Below are 17,412 nucleotides of genomic sequence, written 5' to 3'. Positions count from 1 at the left end.
AGAATCTTGCTATAGTTTATCTCGTGTGTTGAGAGCCTCTGTCAACCTTTCTGAGAGTTCATCCCTTATTTTTTTATGTAATGCGTTTTGATCTTTATCCGCCAATACAAAAAAGTCTTCCACACGTTCGCCAATAGTCGTAATGCGTGCTCCATGTAAGAAAACCCCCAATTCGGCGAAAATATTACCTACCCGTGCCAATAATCCTGGTTGATCCAATGCGACCAATTCCATGTAAGTACGGCGAGCATTTTTTGTCGGTAAGAAGTTGACTTTGGTAGGGACATTAAAATGGCGCAATTTGGCAGGCAGATTGCGTGCCTTTGGGACGTCAGGATGCGGATCATTCACGACTTTCAATAAGGCACGGCGGATAGGTTCGTGGCGATCAAACGCCAGTGGATGACCGTTAGGATCTAAAACGACAAATGTATCCATCGCCATTTCATCACGATTAGTGAAAATTTGAGCATCATGGACACTTAAATTACGCTTGTCCAATTCCCCAACAACAGCCGCAAAAAGCGAAGGCCGGTCCTGGCACCAAATGAAAATTTCTGTGCCACCGTGAGAAAATGCGGTGCTGATCAAAACCATGGGTTCCGGGGGGAGGTGATGGATTAAATGGCTAGCGTGCCACGCTAATTGGTCGGGGGTATGGCGCAGGAAATAATCTGCATGGCAACGGCTCCAGATGTTGTGCAAGCGCTGTTCGTTAATTTCTTCCTGGCGCAGAAGAGCCAATGCCTGCAAGCGATTGTTATGGATGCGTTCCCGTAAATCAGGGGTGTTTTGGATACCTTGGTGTAATTGGGTCTTAGTGGCGAAATAGAGTTCACGTATCAGGCTCTGTTTCCAGCTATTCCACAGTTTAGCGTTGGTGGCGCAAATATCTGCAACAGTCAGGCAGGCTAAGTAATTAAGGCGATTTTGGTTTTTAACCTGACTGGCAAATTGTTGGATAACCTCAGGATCTTGAATATCCCGCCGTTGTGCGGTCACTGACATCAGCAGATGGTCGCAAACCAGCCATTCCACCAATTCGGCTTCGTGGTTGGTCAGGCCATGCTGTAGTGCGAATGCGAAGGCATCTTTGGCACCGAGTTCAGAATGGTCACCGTTGCGTCCTTTGGCAATATCATGGAAAAACGCCGCCAATCGCAGTAGCTCTGGCTGAGGCAGGTGCGGATAAAGTTCAACACACAGCGGGTGGATCACGCGGTTGTTTTCATCAGCAAAACTTTCCAGTTTTTGCAGTACGCGGATGGTGTGTTCATCAACGGTATAAGCATGAAAAAGGTCAAATTGCATCTGGCCGACAATATGACTCCAAAATGGCATGTAAGCCCCCAGGACACTATGCAGGTGCATCGGGAGTAATGCCCCTGTAACTGCACGGGGGTGGCGCAGAATATCCATGAAAATTTTTCGTGCTTCGGGGAGTTCGCATAACGGCGTAGTCAGGTTTCTGCGGGCATAGCGAAGTTGGCGTAATGTCGTGGAATAGATCCCCTCAATTTCATGATGTTCAGCCATGTGATAAAACATTCTCAATATTGAAATGGGATCGCGGCTAAACAGTGTTTCATCAATGAGATCGATAAGGTTTCCCCGCAATTGAAATTCGGTGTTCAGGAAGCGGGGTTTTTCATTAGGTTGCAGTGCCAAAATGGCTTCATTAAACAGTTGCAGCAGCATGTTATTTAGCTCACTGACACGGCGGGTCATGCGATAGAAATCTTTCATCATTCGCTCGACCGGCTGATTTCTTTCCCCTTCATAGCCGAGTAGTCTGGCGACACTAAACTGGCTTTCGAACAGCAACCGGTTATCGTAACGGGTAACCACCAAATGAAGCGCAAAACGGATACGCCAGAGAAAATTCTGACATTCGTTCAATTCATTGCGTTCTTCTTGGGTCAGGAAACCAAAATTGACCATTTCATCTAAAGAGGTAGCACCAAAATGGCGATGAGCAACCCAAAGTAAGGTATGGATATCGCGCAGGCCACCTGGGCTGCTTTTGATATCTGGCTCCAGATTGTAACTGGTGCTGTGATAGCGTTGATGGCGTTCCTGTTGTTCCGTAATTTTGGCTGCGAAAAATTGAGCGGATGGCCAGAAATCATCACTGAAAATATATTTCTGTAATCGCAAAAATAGCGGCAAATTTCCGCAAATCAGGCGGGATTCAATGAGATTAGTCGCTATAGTGGGGTCGGAAAGCCCTTTTTGCTGACATTCTTCGAATGTCCTGACACTATGACCGACTTCAAGCCGGATATCCCAAAGTAGGGCAATAAACTGGCCAAGACGGGCTGATTGTTCTTCAGTTAATGGCAATTTGCTCAGAATCAATAGGTCAATGTCAGAGAGAGGATGTAATTCGCGGCGACCATAGCCACCTACCGCAATCAGGGAAAAGGAATCGATCGGATCAAATCCCTGTTCCTGCCATAATCGTTTTAAAAGTTGATCAATATAGTCACTGCGGGTGTAAATCAGTGCATCCGGTGAGATCCCTGCCTTGAATGCGTGTTCAAGCCAGAGCTGGAATTCATCAACATGCTGTTTAAGGGCGGGGAATTGCAGATCATCGTGGGAAAACTCCACAGGAGAAAGGGGGGGAACGGGTGCTTGCGCTAAGGAGATATCAACCGGCATATGCAGAAACCTATCGTGAGAAAGCCCATGATGATCAGATTACTGAGAAAATGATAGGTTGAACAGGGATTATTGACAGAGATAAAAGCTCCCGGTGGGTTGAAGATAGCAGGGAGCTTGTTGATTAAATTTAATAAATTGTATTAGCTGGCAATTATGCGTTTTCTAATACTGCCGAGATATGCGCTTCTTCTTCTTGGCGCCATGTCATGATTTCACAACCATTATCGGTAACGACAATAGTGTGCTCATACTGAGCAGACCAACCGCGATCTTTGGTTTTAACTGTCCAGCCATCTTTCATGGAGCGGATACGAAAATCACCCGCGTTGACCATCGGCTCAATGGTGAATGCCATCCCTTTTTGCAATATCACGCCGCCATCATCCGCATCATAATGCAGAACATGAGGTTCTTCGTGGAAGCCTCTGCCGATACCGTGACCGCAGTATTCGCGGACAACAGAATAATCGTGACTTTCGACAAATTGCTGAATTGTCTTGCCGATGGTACGCAGACGGATGCCGGGTTTAACCATTTTCAGGGCAAGATACAAGCTTTCCTGCGTGACGCGACACAGGCGCTCACCTTGAATGGTTGGCTTGCCGACAATAAACATTTTAGAAGTATCACCGTGGAACTCATCTTTGATGACGGTCACGTCGATATTGACGATATCACCTTCTTTCAGCGCCTTATCATCGCTTGGAATGCCGTGGCAAACCACGTCATTGACGGAGATGCACACGGATTTAGGGAAGCCGTGATAGCCCAGACAAGCCGAGATGGCCTGTTGTTTTTCGGTTATGTGCTTGTGGCAGATACGATCAAGTTCACCCGTAGTGACACCCGCCTTAACGTAAGGCTCAATCATTTCCAGAACTTCGGCGGCCAGACGTCCGGCAACCCGCATTTTCTGAATGTCTTCTTCTGTTTTGATAGAAATAGCCATGAAATGGGTCCATTTAAGTCGGAAAATTACCGACTACTTGATATTAATTAAGGAAAGTATTGTCGGTAATGGTATCAGCCCACCGAAGGGATGCCAATATAACCCGAATCAGTCGCCGTAATAAACATAGCTGTAACAAATGTTGGAGTCTGGTGGTGGTTTATGGTATAAAACGCGCCGGTATTCTGTGTCATTGTTTCTGATGTGATGCAATGTACGAAGGATACTAAATAAACTCATTATGTGTAAATAACACACACGGATCGGCACATACACCGGGGTGCTCTTATGCGGTTAGCTCATTTTTACAAATAGCCCGCAGCTAATGAGTCGGTGTCATGGGATCTGTGGAGGCATAACCCCAATTAACTTTATAGAGGTCTAAAATGGCAACTGTTTCCATGCGCGATATGCTGCAAGCGGGCGTTCACTTCGGTCACCAGACTCGTTACTGGAACCCAAAAATGAAACCTTTCATCTTTGGTGCTCGTAACAAAGTTCATATCATCAACCTGGAAAAAACTGTTCCAATGTTCAACGATGCTCTGGCAGAGCTGAACAAAATCGCTTCCCGTAAAGGTAAAATTCTGTTTGTTGGCACCAAGCGTGCTGCTAGCGAAGCCGTAAAAGAAGCAGCACTGAGCTGTGACCAATACTTCGTTAACCACCGTTGGTTGGGTGGTATGCTGACTAACTGGAAAACTGTTCGTCAGTCAATCAAGCGTTTGAAAGATCTGGAAGTTCAGTCTCAGGACGGTACTTTTGAAAAGCTGACTAAAAAAGAAGCGCTGATGCGTTCTCGTGAGCTTATCAAACTGGAAAACAGCCTGGGCGGTATCAAAGACATGGGCGGCCTGCCTGATGCGCTGTTTGTTATCGACGCTGAACACGAACACATTGCTATCAAAGAAGCAAACAACCTGGGTATCCCTGTCTTTTCTATCGTTGATACCAACTCTGATCCAGACGGCGTTAACTTCATCATCCCGGGTAACGACGATGCAATCCGTGCAGTTAAACTGTACCTGACTGCGGCAGCTACCGCTGTTCGTGAAGGTCGTTCTCAAGATCTGGCTGTTCAGGCTGAAGAAGATCTGGTAGACGCTGAATAATAAGGCCTGCTCATTTTGTTTGAGCCCTTATTGACCAGGTATTGAAATATATTGGTTAGGGGGCCTATCAAGGCCCCCTTTACCTATCTGATATAGAACTATTATCTGATATAGAACTTTCCACGCGGAGTATTATCTTCCCGCGAGACACATCGAGGAATAAAACAAATGGCTGACATTACCGCTGCTCTGGTAAAAGAACTGCGTGAGCGTACTGGCGCAGGCATGATGGAATGTAAAAAAGCACTGGTTGAAGCAAATGGTGATATCGAACTGGCTATCGATAACATGCGTAAATCAGGTCAGGCAAAAGCGGCTAAGAAAGCAGGCCGTGTTGCTGCTGAAGGTGTTATTCTGGTTGAAGTTGCGGCTGATGCTAAATTCGCAGCAATCGTTGAACTGAACTGTGAAACTGACTTCGTTGCTAAAGATGCTGGCTTCCTGGCGTTCGGTAAAGAAGTTATTGCTTCTGTTATGGCAGACAAAAACGCTGACATCGACGCACTGAAAGCGAAGTTCGAAGAACAGCGTACTGGCCTGGTCGCGAAAATTGGTGAAAACATCAACATTCGTCGCGTTGCTATTCTGGAAGGTGAAGCGGTGGGTTCTTACCTGCACGGCGCTCGTATCGGTGTTCTGGTTGCGGCTGAAAGTGCCAACGAAGAACTGATCAAACACATCGCAATGCACGTTGCGGCAAGCAAGCCAGAATACGTGAACCCAACTGACGTTCCTGCTGACGTTGTTGAGCGTGAGCACCAGATCCAGCTGGATATCGCTATGCAGTCTGGTAAGCCTCGCGAAATCGCAGAGAAAATGGTTTCTGGCCGTATGAACAAATTTACCGGCGAAATCTCTCTGACTGGTCAGAACTTCGTGATGGACCCAAGCAAATCTGTTGGCGATCTGCTGAAAGAAAACAATGCTAAGGTTATCAACTTCATCCGCTTCGAAGTTGGTGAAGGTATTGAGAAAGTTGAAGCTGATTTCGCCGCAGAAGTTGCTGCAATGAGCAAACAGTCTTAATTTTCTTGAACGGAGCCGCCGATTGGCGGTTCTGTTTTATCTCATGATGAATTTTTACATCTGGGCTTTATCGCGTGGGTGTGTAGTAGTTGAGTCAATCTTAATAAATCCCCAATATCCTTATCTGCTTAGGACTGAACACCATGGCAACCAATGCAAAACCCGTATATCAGAAAATCCTGCTTAAGCTCAGTGGAGAAGCCCTGCAAGGCACAGAAGGTTTTGGTATCGACGCCAGTGTCTTAGACCGCATGGCTCAGGAAATCAAAGAACTGGTTGAGCTGGGTATTCAGGTCGGTGTCGTTATTGGAGGAGGTAACCTGTTTCGTGGTGCCGGTTTGGCAGAAGCAGGAATGAACCGTGTCGTAGGCGACCACATGGGCATGTTGGCGACTGTGATGAATGGTCTGGCAATGCGTGATGCTTTGCACCGCGCCTATGTGAACGCTCGTCTGATGTCTGCCATCCCATTAAATGGCGTGTGTGACAATTATAGCTGGGCTGAGGCGATAAGCTTACTGCGCCACGGTCGTGTTGTTATTTTCTCTGCGGGTACTGGCAACCCGTTCTTCACAACAGATTCCGCTGCCTGTTTGCGTGGCATTGAAATCGAAGCGGATGTTGTGTTAAAAGCAACCAAAGTTGATGGCGTTTATTCTGCTGATCCTGCAAAAAATCCTGAAGCCGTTCTCTACAATAAGCTCACTTATCAGGAAGTATTGGAGCGTGAATTGAAAGTGATGGATCTGGCGGCCTTTACGCTGGCTCGTGACCATAATCTGCCAATTCGTGTCTTTAATATGAACAAACCAGGCGCACTTCGTCGTGTTGTGATGGGAGAAAGTGAAGGTACGTTGATTTCTCACGGCTGATTTTTCACAGTTCGTGCTCAGAGACATTGGTGAAATTTGACGGTATGATCAGCGTCCTGATGCGCCAAATTTAATGACACCGGGTCACATATGTCGTAGCGTATTCAGTTCACTTATTGATGACTTACGCAGTGTGGCCTAAAAAAATAACCATCTCCCAAGGGTTTGTAACGTGATTAATGAAATCAAGAAAGACGCACAAGACCGCATGGAAAAAAGCGTCGAAGCACTGAAAAATCAAATTAGCAAGGTTCGTACTGGCCGTGCTTCTCCTAGCCTGTTGGATGGCATCAGCGTTGAATATTATGGCGCGGCGACTCCACTGCGTCAGATTGCAAACGTCGTTGCAGAAGATGTCCGCACTTTGGCGATCACGGTATTTGATCGCTCTATGTCTGCGGCGGTTGAAAAAGCTATCATGGCTTCTGACCTGGGCCTGAATCCCTCTTCTGCCGGAGCCATTATCCGTGTTCCATTGCCACCACTGACAGAAGAACGCCGTAAGGATCTTATTAAAGTCGTTCGTGGGGAAGCGGAACAGGGCCGTGTCTCCATCCGTAACATTCGCCGTGATGCGAACGATAAGGTCAAAACACTGCTGAAAGACAAAGAAATCAGTGAAGATGAAGAACGTCGTTCACAAGATGAAATTCAGAAACTGACTGACAGCTTCATTAAGAAAATTGATGAAGCGTTGGCAAATAAAGAAACTGAGTTGATGGATTTCTAATTGCCGTTTTACGCATACAACGCCGCAACTCTTGCGGCGTTGTTCTTTTACACTTCGTATCACATTTCTTTCTCAAGCGATGGACATAGCGATCTGCACCGCTCAAACTATGACAGATTTTCTGTTACGATTTTCCATTGCAATTTTATATCAGTAGCATACTTAGAGTATTAAAATGAAACGGTTAACTATTCTTGGCTCAACGGGTTCGATTGGGAAAAGTACGCTTTCTGTTGTCCGCCATAACCCGGAGAAATTCAGTGTCATCGCACTGGTTGCCGGGAAAAATATTGCAGTCATGGCACAGCAATGTTTGGAATTCCACCCTCAATATGCCGCAATGGCCGATGAACCGTCAGCAAAAGCGTTGCGTCAGTTATTACAGGCGCAGGGAAGCCAAACCGAAGTGCTGTCCGGTAAACAGGCTATTTGTGATTTAGCGGCATTGGATAACGTCGATCAAGTCATGTCAGCCATCGTTGGCGTCGCAGGTTTATTGCCGACGTTGGCGGCTATCCGCAAGGGCAAACAAGTTCTGCTGGCTAACAAAGAATCGTTGATTACCAGTGGCCGTCTGTTTATGGAGGCGGTTGTCCAATACAAAGCGCAATTGCTGCCAATTGATAGCGAACATAATGCTATTTTCCAAAGTCTGCCGGAGGGGGTTCAGCACAATCCCGGCAAGGCAAATCTAAAAGAACACGGTATTTCCAGCATTATCCTGACGGGATCGGGCGGGCCGTTCCGCAAGACGCCTTTGGTGAATCTGCCCGATGTGACGCCGGATGAAGCGTGTGCGCATCCTATCTGGTCAATGGGCCGTAAAATTTCGGTGGATTCTGCCACGATGATGAACAAGGGATTGGAATATATCGAAGCGCGTTACCTGTTCAATGCATCCGCAGATGAAATGGAAGTAGTATTGCATCCCCAATCGGTCATTCATTCGATGGTTCGTTATCAGGATGGCAGCATCATCGCACAATTGGGAACACAGGACATGTGTACTCCAATTGCCTATGCGATGGCTTATCCTAATCGTATTCCATCCGGGGCAAAGCCACTGGATTTTACCGAATTGAGTTTGCTCACTTTTGAATCTCTGGATTATCAGCGTTATCCTTGTTTGAAACTGGCGATTGAGGCTTGTCACCGGGGGCAGGCGGCAACAACGGCGTTAAATGCAGCAAATGAAGAAACCGTTGATGTTTTTTTGCAAGGTGGGATCCGTTTCACCGATATTGCGACAATCAATCGGTTGGTCGTTGAAAAAGTAAATTTATCTGAACCGCAAAGTATCGAAGAGGTCTTAGAAATCGATAACATAGCCAGGGCCTTAGCGCGAGAAGCCATAAGCACTTTTGCCAAATAGCCAGTTTTATTAATAAGTATAGGTTTGCGTTTTGGCAAATGATATAGTTCGCGGGTAAATTACAGTTGCTATAATAGCCATTTCAATCATCTGGTGCTTGCATTCTAATCATAGATAAGCACAGGTTAAAGGCTTTCATTCAGTCGTGCCTGAAATAGCCGTGCTATCCGTGCTAATTGTTGACACGGAATACGGCCTTTCATGTTTAGAAGTGATTGAGTTTACCAAAAAGTCAGCTTAGTTATTTAAGGATTATTTTGAGTGATATCTCCCTGTGATAATGACTCATTGCCAACGTTACCCAGACATGTCGCCATCATTATGGATGGTAACGGTCGCTGGGCAAAAAAACGGGGCAAATTAAGAGTCTTTGGCCACCGTGCAGGAATTAAAGCCGTACGAAGTGCCGTGAGTTTTTCAGTGAAAAATAATATTAATTCACTGACGCTATATGCTTTTAGCAGCGAAAACTGGAATCGCCCACAGCAGGAAGTCAGTTCATTGATGGAGCTGTTTGTTTTTGCTCTCGATAATGAAGTAAAGAGCCTGCATAAACACAATGTGAAATTGTCTGTGATTGGTGATATCAGTCGTTTTAGCTTACGGTTGCAGGAGCGTATCCGCCGTTCTGTTGAATTGACAGCGGGCAATACCGGATTACAGCTTAATATTGCTGCTAACTATGGTGGTCGTTGGGATCTGGTTCAGAGTTTTAAACAAATTGCGGAAAAGATTGAAGCCAATGAATTATCTCCCGAAGAGATTACCGAAACTACAGTTGATAATTTCATCAATTTAAGTCAGCAGCCTGAAGTGGATCTGGTGATTAGGACTGGCGGCGAACATCGTATCAGTAATTTCCTGCTCTGGCAGATCGCTTATGCAGAATTGTATTTTACCGATATACTTTGGCCTGATTTTGATGAAACTATTTTTGAAGGTGCGATTAATGCCTTTGTCAAACGAGAACGCCGATTTGGCGGAACGCAAGACGATGCCGAAGTGGGATCATAGGAGGATAACTTGCTGAAGTACCGTCTTTTAACTACGTTGATATTGATTCCACTTGTTATTGTAGCGCTGTTTTTCCTCTCCCCGGCAGGGTTTGGGTTGGTTGTGATTGCTGTTTCAGCACTTGCTGCATGGGAATGGGGGCAATTTGCAGGTCTTTTCACTCCAGTTAAGCGTATTACGCTGGCTGTGTTATTTGCTGTCGGGCTATTGGCCTTGCAGTACTCTTTGTCGGATTTTTCTCACCTTATTGAGAAACCACAAATTGTATACCTATTGTGGGCTGGCATGCTTTGGTGGGTGGTCGCCATTTTATTGGTGGTGACTTATCCGGCTTCTGCTTCCATCTGGAAATCGTCGGTTGCCTTGCGTCTGCTATTCGGGGTTATGACTATTGTGCCATTTTATTGTGGGATGATGGTACTGCGTACCCAGAGCTATGAAAATAATCCTTATGATGGCGCATGGTGGTTGCTGTACGTCATGCTGTTGGTATGGGCTGCCGATTCAGGCGCTTATCTTTTTGGCCGTACTATGGGTAAACATAAAATGGCCCCAAAAGTATCCCCAGGTAAAACGCTTGAGGGGTTGGTTGGTGGGTTATTAACGGCTGCACTGATTTCGTGGTTGTTCGGCAAATTTGCCCCTGTCCCCGCGATGCCAGAACATTTGTTGCTGATTTCTACGGTAGTGGTGGTTGCCTCGGTCTTTGGTGATCTGGCTGAAAGTATGTTCAAGCGGGAATCTGGGATCAAAGACAGTAGTCAATTGATTCCGGGGCACGGCGGTGTCATGGACAGGGTTGATAGTCTGACTGCGGCAGTTCCCGTGTTTGCTGGGCTGGTTATGTTAATTTCTTCTGGATTTACTCTCTGAAGGTACGTCATGGATATTCTCTGGAATCTGGCTGCATTTATTGTTGCTTTGGGTGTTCTCATCACCGTGCATGAGTTTGGTCATTTTTGGGTTGCCAGACGGTGCGGTATCTACGTTGAACGCTTTTCCATCGGATTTGGTAAGGTGCTTTGGCGTCGTACAGATAAACAGGGAACCGAATACGTTATCGCTCTTATCCCCCTTGGGGGATATGTCAAAATGCTCGACGAGCGGGTAGGGGAAGTTGCTCCCGAACGTCGTCATATGGCATTCAATAACAAAACTATTGGCCAGCGCGCGGCAGTTATCAGCGCTGGGCCAATCGCAAACTTCATTCTGGCGGTGATCGCTTATTGGCTGGTTTTTGTGATTGGCGTGCCATCTGTGCGCCCGGTAGTGTTGGATATTAAGCCAAACTCGATTGCTGCACAGGCAAATATTTTGCCTGGAATGGAACTAAAAGCCGTTAATGGTATCGAAACTCCTGATTGGAACTCAGTACGTCTTGCCATGATAGGTAAAGTGGGGGCGACATCGGTCACTATGGATGTTTTGCCGCTGAATGCGCTTGATGGTGTTCAAAAGACACTAGATTTGAGCAAGTGGGCTTTCGATCCATCTAAACAGGATGTTCTGCTATCTTTGGGAATTATGCCTGTTGTACCTCGACTGAGTTCGCAAGTGGAAAAAGTTTATCCTGCTTCAGCCGCTGAAAAAGCGGGTTTACAAAGTGGGGATAGGATCGTTAAAGTCAACGATCAAGATGTAGATGTATGGCACACTTTTTCATCTGTTGTCAGGAAGAATCCTAATACTCCTCTAAAATTGGACGTTGCGAGAGCGGGGGGAATGATCTCCTTGTCCCTGACTCCTGAAGTCAGAAAATTATCCAATGGCCGTGAAGAGGGGTTTGCTGGCACCGAACTGAAAATCATTCCATTGGCGGATGAATACAAGGTTATTCAGCAATATGGACCTTTTTCTGCCATTTATGAGGCAGGAGACAAGACTTGGCAGTTAATGAAGCTGACGGTCAATATGATCGGCAAATTGATTGTGGGTGACTTAAAACTGAATAACCTGAGTGGGCCGATTTCCATTGCCAAAGGCGCAGGAGTATCGGCTGATTCTGGCTTGGTGTATTATTTAATGTTTTTGGCGCTGATTAGCGTCAATCTTGGGATCATTAATTTGTTTCCATTACCTGTACTAGATGGTGGACACTTGCTTTTCCTTGCTATCGAAAAGATTAAGGGGGGGCCAGTCTCCGAGCGTGTACAAGACTTCAGTTATCGCATTGGTGCTATATTACTGGTGTTATTAATGGGGCTTGCACTTTTCAATGATTTCTCCCGCTTTTAAGGTGGGAGACCGGTTAGGAAAACGCATAACAACGATGGCGATGAAAAAGTTGCTCATAGCGTCGCTGCTGTTCGGCAGCGCCACTGCATACAGTTCAGACGGATTCGTAGTTCGGGACATTCACTTTGACGGTCTTCAACGCGTCACCGTTGGTGCAGCATTACTGAACATGCCAGTTCGGGTGGGTGATACGGTTAGTGATGAAGATATTAGCCGCACGATTCATTCACTGTTCGCAACTGGAAACTTTGAAGATGTTCGTGTCTTACGTGATGGCAATTCACTTGTTGTTCAGGTAAAAGAACGGCCAACCATCGCAAGTATTACTTTCACCGGCAACAAATCGGTGAAAGATGACATGCTCAAGCAAAACCTTGAAGCCTCTCGCGTTCGTGTTGGTGAAGCCCTTGACCGCACTATGCTGTCCAATATTGAGAAGGGGCTGGAAGATTTCTATTACAGTGTTGGTAAATACAACGCGACAGTAAAAGCCGTTGTCACACCACTGCCCCGCAACCGTATTGATTTGAAGCTCGTTTTCTCTGAAGGGGTTTCTGCCAAGATCCAACAAATTAATATTGTTGGTAATAAAGCCTTCTCAACCAATGAATTGCTTAACCAGTTCCAACTTAGGGATGATGTTCCCTGGTGGAACATGATGGCTGACCAAAAATACCAGAAACAAAAATTGGCAGGTGATCTTGAAACCTTGCGTAGTTTCTATCTTGATCGAGGCTATGCGCGTTTCAATATTGACTCGACTCAAGTTAACCTGACGCCAGATAAGAAAGGTATTTATGTCACTGTCAATATCACCGAAGGCGATCAGTATAAAATCGCTGGGGTTGATTTGAATGGTAATTTGGCGGGTTACCAGTCCCAAGTCGAAGAATTGACTAAAATTGAACCAGGTTCGCTGTATAATGGTGCAGAAGTAACCAAGATGGAAACCGCCATCAAAAACCTGCTTGGTCGCCACGGTTATGCTTATCCTCGCGTAATGACACAACCTGAAATCAACGATTCCGATAAGACGGTTAAGCTGCATGTGAATGTTGATTCTGGCAATCGCTTCTATGTGCGTAAAATCCGTTTTTCAGGCAATGATGTGAGTAAAGATTCTGTATTACGCCGTGAAATGCGTCAGATGGAAGGCTCTTGGCTGGGGAGTGATTTGGTTGAGCAGGGTAAAGAACGCCTCAATCGATTAGGGTATTTTGACTCTGTTGATGTGGAAACGGAACGCGTACCAGGCAGTCCAGATCAGGTTGACGTGGTTTACAAAGTCAAAGAGCGCAATACGGGTTCTATGAACTTTGGTGTTAGTTTCGGCACGGAAAGTGGCATGGGTTTCCAGGTTGGACTCCAACAGGCCAACTGGCTGGGAACAGGCAACGCCGTGAGCATCAACGCCAGTAAAAATGACTATTCAACATCGGCTGATGTATCGATGACTAACCCTTACTTCACCGTCGATGGTGTCAGTTTGGGGGGGCGTCTGTTCTATAACGATTTCCGCGCCAATGATGCTGATCTTTCGAATTATACCAATAAAGCATACGGTACTGAGGGAACGCTCGGCTTCCCATTGAATGAAAATAACGGCCTGTCGTTTAGACTGGGTTATATCCATAACTCTCTGTCTAATATGCGACCACAGAGCGCGATGTGGCGTTATTGGAATAAAATGGGTAAACATCCCAATTTTAAAGATAAGGCGAATTTTGATTCTAATGACTTCACCGTCACAATAGGATGGGTTTACAACAATCTTGACCGTGGTTTCTTCCCGACATCTGGCCTGAAATCCTCTCTGGATACGAAAGTGACCATTCCTGGTTCCGACAACCAGTTCTATAAAATCACTTGGAACTCAGCCGCTTATTATCCATTAGATGATAATCACGCATGGGTACTGATGGGGCGTACACGACTGGGATATGGTGGCGGTTTTGGTGGCAAGGAAATGCCATTCTATGAGAACTTTTATGCCGGTGGTTCCAGCAGTGTTCGTGGCTTCCGGTCGAATAATATTGGCCCGAAAGCGGTTTATTTAGATGAACAAAGTGGTAAACCAAATAGCCCATCCCGTGATGCCGTGGGGGGTAACGCGACGGCGGTTGCGAGTTTCGAACTGATTACCCCGACACCGTTCCTGGATGCTAAATATGCTAACTCCCTGCGGACTTCGCTATTTGTGGACGCGGGAACTGTGTGGGATACCAATTGGGATAAGACTGACGCTGGGATGCCGGACTACAGTAAGCCAAATAACATCCGTGTTTCGGCCGGTATTGCTCTGCAATGGATATCACCATTAGGACCACTGAGCTTCTCTTATGCACAGCCAATTAAGGAATATTCCGGTGATAGAGCGGAACAGTTCCAGTTCAATATTGGCGGAGTTTGGTAATTTTTAATCATTTTTGGTAAAAATCGCCCTATTATTAATATGTAAAAATAGCGTAGGTCAAAGGAGTTTATAGTGAAGAAAATATTGTGTGCAGCAGGTTTGGGGATAGCATTAGCATTTTCTGCGGGTGCGCAGGCGGCAGATAAAATTGCTTTAGTGAACGTAGCTGAAGTTTTTCAACAGTTACCTGCCCGTGAAGCTGTGGCAAAACAGTTGGAAAACGAATTTAAAGGCCGCGCAACTGAATTACAGCGTATGGAATCTGAGTTGCAAACTAAAATCCAAAAATTACAGCGTGATGGCTCAACCATGAAGGCCAGTGAACGCGAAAAATTGGAAAAAGAAGTGATGGCGAAACGTGATGACTTTGCTCAGAAAGCGCAAAGTTTTGAAAACGACAACCGCCGTCGTCAGATGGAAGAACGCGGTAAAATTCTGAACCGTATTCAGGATGCAGTCAAAGTGGTTGCAGGCAAAGAAGGTTACGATCTGGTTCTGGATGCGAATACCGTGGTGTATTCTACGTCAGGTAAAGATATCACTGTAGAAGTACTGAAACAGGTTAAGTAAGTAGATGGTTTCAATTCGATTGGCTGATCTCGCTCAGCAGTTGAATGCGCAATTGCATGGTGATGGCGATATCGTCATCACCGGTATTGCGCCGATGTATTCAGCAAATAACGAGCAAATTACATTTTTATCCGACAGTCGTTATACTGACAAACTTGCTACCTGTCAGGCTGCGGCCGTTGTGCTGCGTGAAGCAGATCTCCCTCACTGCAAAGTTGCCGCGTTGGTTGTTAATGATCCTTACCTTGCCTATGCCCGTATGGCGCAACTTATGGATACGACACCGAAACCGGCACAGGATATCCACCCATCAGCAGTTATTTCCCCTGAGGGGGTACTGGGCAAAAATGTGGCGATTGGTGCCAATGCGGTTATCGAATCCGGCGTTATGCTTGGTGATAACGTTATTGTTGGTGCCGGTTGTTTTATTGGAAAAAATGCGCGGATTGGTGCAGGAACCTGTCTTTGGGCCAATGTATCGGTATACCACAATGTTGAAATTGGTGAGTCGTGTTTGATCCAGTCAGGGACTGTTATCGGTTCTGATGGTTTTGGTTATGCCAATGAGCGCGGAAATTGGGTTAAAATTCCACAGTTAGGCACAGTGATCATCGGAAATCGCGTTGAAATCGGCGCTTGTACGACAATTGATCGCGGCGCATTGGATAACACAGTCATCGGTAATGGTGTTATCATAGACAACCAATGTCAGATTGCCCACAACGTGACAATTGGAGACAACACCGCAGTAGCGGGTGGCGTCGTTATGGCGGGCAGTTTGAAAATGGGCCGTTACTGTATGATTGGTGGAGCCAGTGCCATCAATGGGCACATGGAAATCTGTGATAAAGTGACCGTGACGGGTATGAGCATGGTGATACGTCCAATCACAGAGCCGGGTGTATACTCGTCGGGGCTTCCGTTACAACCGAACAAAGTTTGGCGCAAGACGGCCGCTTTAATCATGAGCATCAATGAGATGAATAAGCGCTTGAAGTCAGTTGAACGCCAACTGGAAGGTGAAAACGAATAATCATACCCGCATCTTGGATAGACATTTTTGATTAAACGTTTTTAATTAGCATTTTTGGTTGTGCTTTTGATTTTTGCGGCCTGCCTGATAGCTCTGAATTTGGAGTTAACGCAGGCCGTGTCGTTAATATTATGATTTTTATATGACAGGAAGAGTATTTAGATGAGTGATAATCATACTCTGCAAATTGAAGAGATTTTAGATTTACTGCCTCACCGCTACCCATTTTTGTTGGTAGACCGCGTCTTGGATTTTGAGAAAGGTAAATTTTTGCGCGCAGTCAAGAATGTATCATTTAATGAACCATTCTTTCAGGGACACTTCCCGGGTAAACCCATTTTTCCTGGTGTTTTGATCCTCGAAGCAATGGCTCAAGCTACCGGTATTTTGGCGTTCAAAAGTGTTGGATCACTGGCGCCAGGTGAATTGTATTACTTTGCAGCGATTGATGGCGCTCGCTTCAAGCGTCCGGTTCTGCCAGGCGATCAAATGATCATGGAAGTAGAATTTATTAAAGAACGTCGCGGTGTTGCGCGTTTCAGGGGCGTAGCGAAAGTCGATGGAGAAGTGGCTTGCGAAGCTGAAATGATGTGTGCTCGCCGTCGTGAGGCTTAATCCATGATTGATAAGACCGCGATTATCCATCCCTCTTCTATTATTGAAGAGGGTGCTGTTATTGGCGCCAATGTCCGCATTGGCCCATTTTGTTATATCGGTGCCCACGTTGAGATTGGTGAAGGGACTGAATTAAAATCCCATATTGTGGTTAATGGGATAACTAAAATTGGTCGTGATAACCAGATTTATCAATTTGCCTCTATTGGGGAGGTCAATCAGGATCTCAAATATCAGGGTGAACCAACCCGTGTTGAAATTGGTGACCGTAATCGCATTCGTGAAAGTGTTTCTATCCACAGAGGCACTGTGCAGGGTGGGGGCGTGACTAAAGTTGGCAGTGACAATCTGCTGATGATCAACGCCCATATCGCCCATGACTGTATCATTGGTGATCGTTGTATTATTGCGAACAACGGTACATTGGGCGGGCATGTTATTCTGGGTGATCATGTCATTATTGGTGGTATGACGGCGGTGCATCAATTCTGTCAAATTGGTTCCCACGTGATGATTGGTGGCTGTTCCGGCGTTGCTCAGGATATTCCTCCTTACATCATCGCACAGGGAAACCATGCAACCCCTTTCGGATTGAATATCGAAGGCCTGAAACGCCGTGGGTTTGACAAAGAATCTCTGCATGCCATTCGTAATGCCTATAAGACGCTTTATCGCAGCGGAAAAACATTGGAAGAAGCCAGAAAAGAGATTGATCTCCAAGCGGAAAACAGCCTGCATGTGAAAGTATTCAGTGATTTTCTGGAACATTCCGCAAAATCCAGCCGTGGCATCATTCGTTAATAA

15 protein-coding genes are annotated in these 17,412 nt (G+C 45.9%); 13 read left to right on the top strand and 2 right to left on the bottom strand.

From position 1 onward, the window contains the following. Positions 1-9: 9 nt before the first annotated feature. Together glnD and map are read right to left on the bottom strand one after the other, a co-directional pair. The gene (glnD, locus tag ABLA76_RS08195) at positions 10-2,664 is read right to left on the bottom strand and encodes a bifunctional uridylyltransferase/uridylyl-removing protein GlnD (protein ID WP_348987550.1); all 2,655 of its coding nucleotides are present in this window, start codon (positions 2,662-2,664) and stop codon (positions 10-12) included. A 154-nt stretch (positions 2,665-2,818) separates the two neighbouring features. Beyond that, complete coding sequence (gene map, locus ABLA76_RS08190) at positions 2,819-3,616, bottom strand: type I methionyl aminopeptidase (RefSeq protein WP_047769029.1); 798 nt, start codon at positions 3,614-3,616, stop codon at positions 2,819-2,821. 386 nt (positions 3,617-4,002) lie between these two features. Between map and rpsB the strand changes: the two genes are divergently transcribed. The 13 genes from rpsB (at position 4,003) to lpxA (ending at position 17,409) form a co-directional block, all read left to right on the top strand. Further along, positions 4,003-4,728 carry a 30S ribosomal protein S2 gene (gene rpsB / locus ABLA76_RS08185; protein ID WP_047769027.1) on the top strand — a complete coding sequence of 242 codons (726 nt, stop codon included), beginning with the start codon at positions 4,003-4,005 and terminating at the stop codon, positions 4,726-4,728. A gap of 168 nt (positions 4,729-4,896) precedes the next feature. Continuing rightward, positions 4,897-5,754: a translation elongation factor Ts gene (tsf, locus tag ABLA76_RS08180; RefSeq protein ID WP_047769025.1), complete on the top strand. Its 858-nt coding sequence runs from the start codon at positions 4,897-4,899 to the stop codon at positions 5,752-5,754. Positions 5,755-5,897: 143 nt separating this feature from the next. Then, positions 5,898-6,626 carry a UMP kinase gene (gene pyrH, locus ABLA76_RS08175; RefSeq protein ID WP_047769023.1) on the top strand — a complete coding sequence of 243 codons (729 nt, stop codon included), beginning with the start codon at positions 5,898-5,900 and terminating at the stop codon, positions 6,624-6,626. Positions 6,627-6,798: 172 nt separating this feature from the next. After that, positions 6,799-7,356, top strand: a complete 558-nt coding sequence (gene frr, locus ABLA76_RS08170; RefSeq protein ID WP_348987549.1) for a ribosome recycling factor — start codon at positions 6,799-6,801, stop codon at positions 7,354-7,356. A gap of 175 nt (positions 7,357-7,531) precedes the next feature. Continuing rightward, on the top strand, positions 7,532-8,728 hold the full coding sequence (gene ispC / locus ABLA76_RS08165) for a 1-deoxy-D-xylulose-5-phosphate reductoisomerase (RefSeq protein ID WP_348987548.1): 1,197 nt from the start codon (positions 7,532-7,534) through the stop codon (positions 8,726-8,728). 264 nt (positions 8,729-8,992) lie between these two features. Then, positions 8,993-9,742 (top strand): (2E,6E)-farnesyl-diphosphate-specific ditrans,polycis-undecaprenyl-diphosphate synthase, encoded by a 750-nt coding sequence (ispU, locus tag ABLA76_RS08160; RefSeq protein ID WP_348987581.1) that lies wholly within the window; start codon positions 8,993-8,995, stop codon positions 9,740-9,742. A 9-nt stretch (positions 9,743-9,751) separates the two neighbouring features. Continuing rightward, a complete protein-coding gene (gene cdsA / locus ABLA76_RS08155) occupies positions 9,752-10,615 on the top strand; it encodes a phosphatidate cytidylyltransferase (RefSeq protein ID WP_348987547.1) in 864 nt (287 codons plus the stop codon). 9 nt (positions 10,616-10,624) lie between these two features. Then, the gene (rseP, locus tag ABLA76_RS08150) at positions 10,625-11,977 is read left to right on the top strand and encodes a sigma E protease regulator RseP (RefSeq protein ID WP_348987546.1); all 1,353 of its coding nucleotides are present in this window, start codon (positions 10,625-10,627) and stop codon (positions 11,975-11,977) included. Between the two features lie 34 nt (positions 11,978-12,011). Beyond that, positions 12,012-14,390: an outer membrane protein assembly factor BamA gene (gene bamA, locus ABLA76_RS08145; protein ID WP_348987545.1), complete on the top strand. Its 2,379-nt coding sequence runs from the start codon at positions 12,012-12,014 to the stop codon at positions 14,388-14,390. A gap of 72 nt (positions 14,391-14,462) precedes the next feature. Continuing rightward, on the top strand, positions 14,463-14,960 hold the full coding sequence (gene skp, locus ABLA76_RS08140) for a molecular chaperone Skp (RefSeq protein WP_047769009.1): 498 nt from the start codon (positions 14,463-14,465) through the stop codon (positions 14,958-14,960). A 4-nt stretch (positions 14,961-14,964) separates the two neighbouring features. After that, complete coding sequence (lpxD, locus tag ABLA76_RS08135) at positions 14,965-15,993, top strand: UDP-3-O-(3-hydroxymyristoyl)glucosamine N-acyltransferase (RefSeq protein ID WP_348987544.1); 1,029 nt, start codon at positions 14,965-14,967, stop codon at positions 15,991-15,993. Positions 15,994-16,155: 162 nt separating this feature from the next. After that, positions 16,156-16,608: a 3-hydroxyacyl-ACP dehydratase FabZ gene (gene fabZ, locus ABLA76_RS08130; RefSeq protein ID WP_047769005.1), complete on the top strand. Its 453-nt coding sequence runs from the start codon at positions 16,156-16,158 to the stop codon at positions 16,606-16,608. Positions 16,609-16,611: 3 nt separating this feature from the next. Beyond that, positions 16,612-17,409: an acyl-ACP--UDP-N-acetylglucosamine O-acyltransferase gene (lpxA, locus tag ABLA76_RS08125; protein WP_348987543.1), complete on the top strand. Its 798-nt coding sequence runs from the start codon at positions 16,612-16,614 to the stop codon at positions 17,407-17,409. Positions 17,410-17,412 lie beyond the last annotated feature (3 nt).

It is taken from the genome of Xenorhabdus sp. SGI240, assembly GCF_040081915.1.
GTDB classification, from domain to species: Bacteria; Pseudomonadota; Gammaproteobacteria; order Enterobacterales; family Enterobacteriaceae; genus Xenorhabdus; species Xenorhabdus bakwenae.
This window is presented reverse-complemented; position numbering and strand designations above follow the sequence as displayed.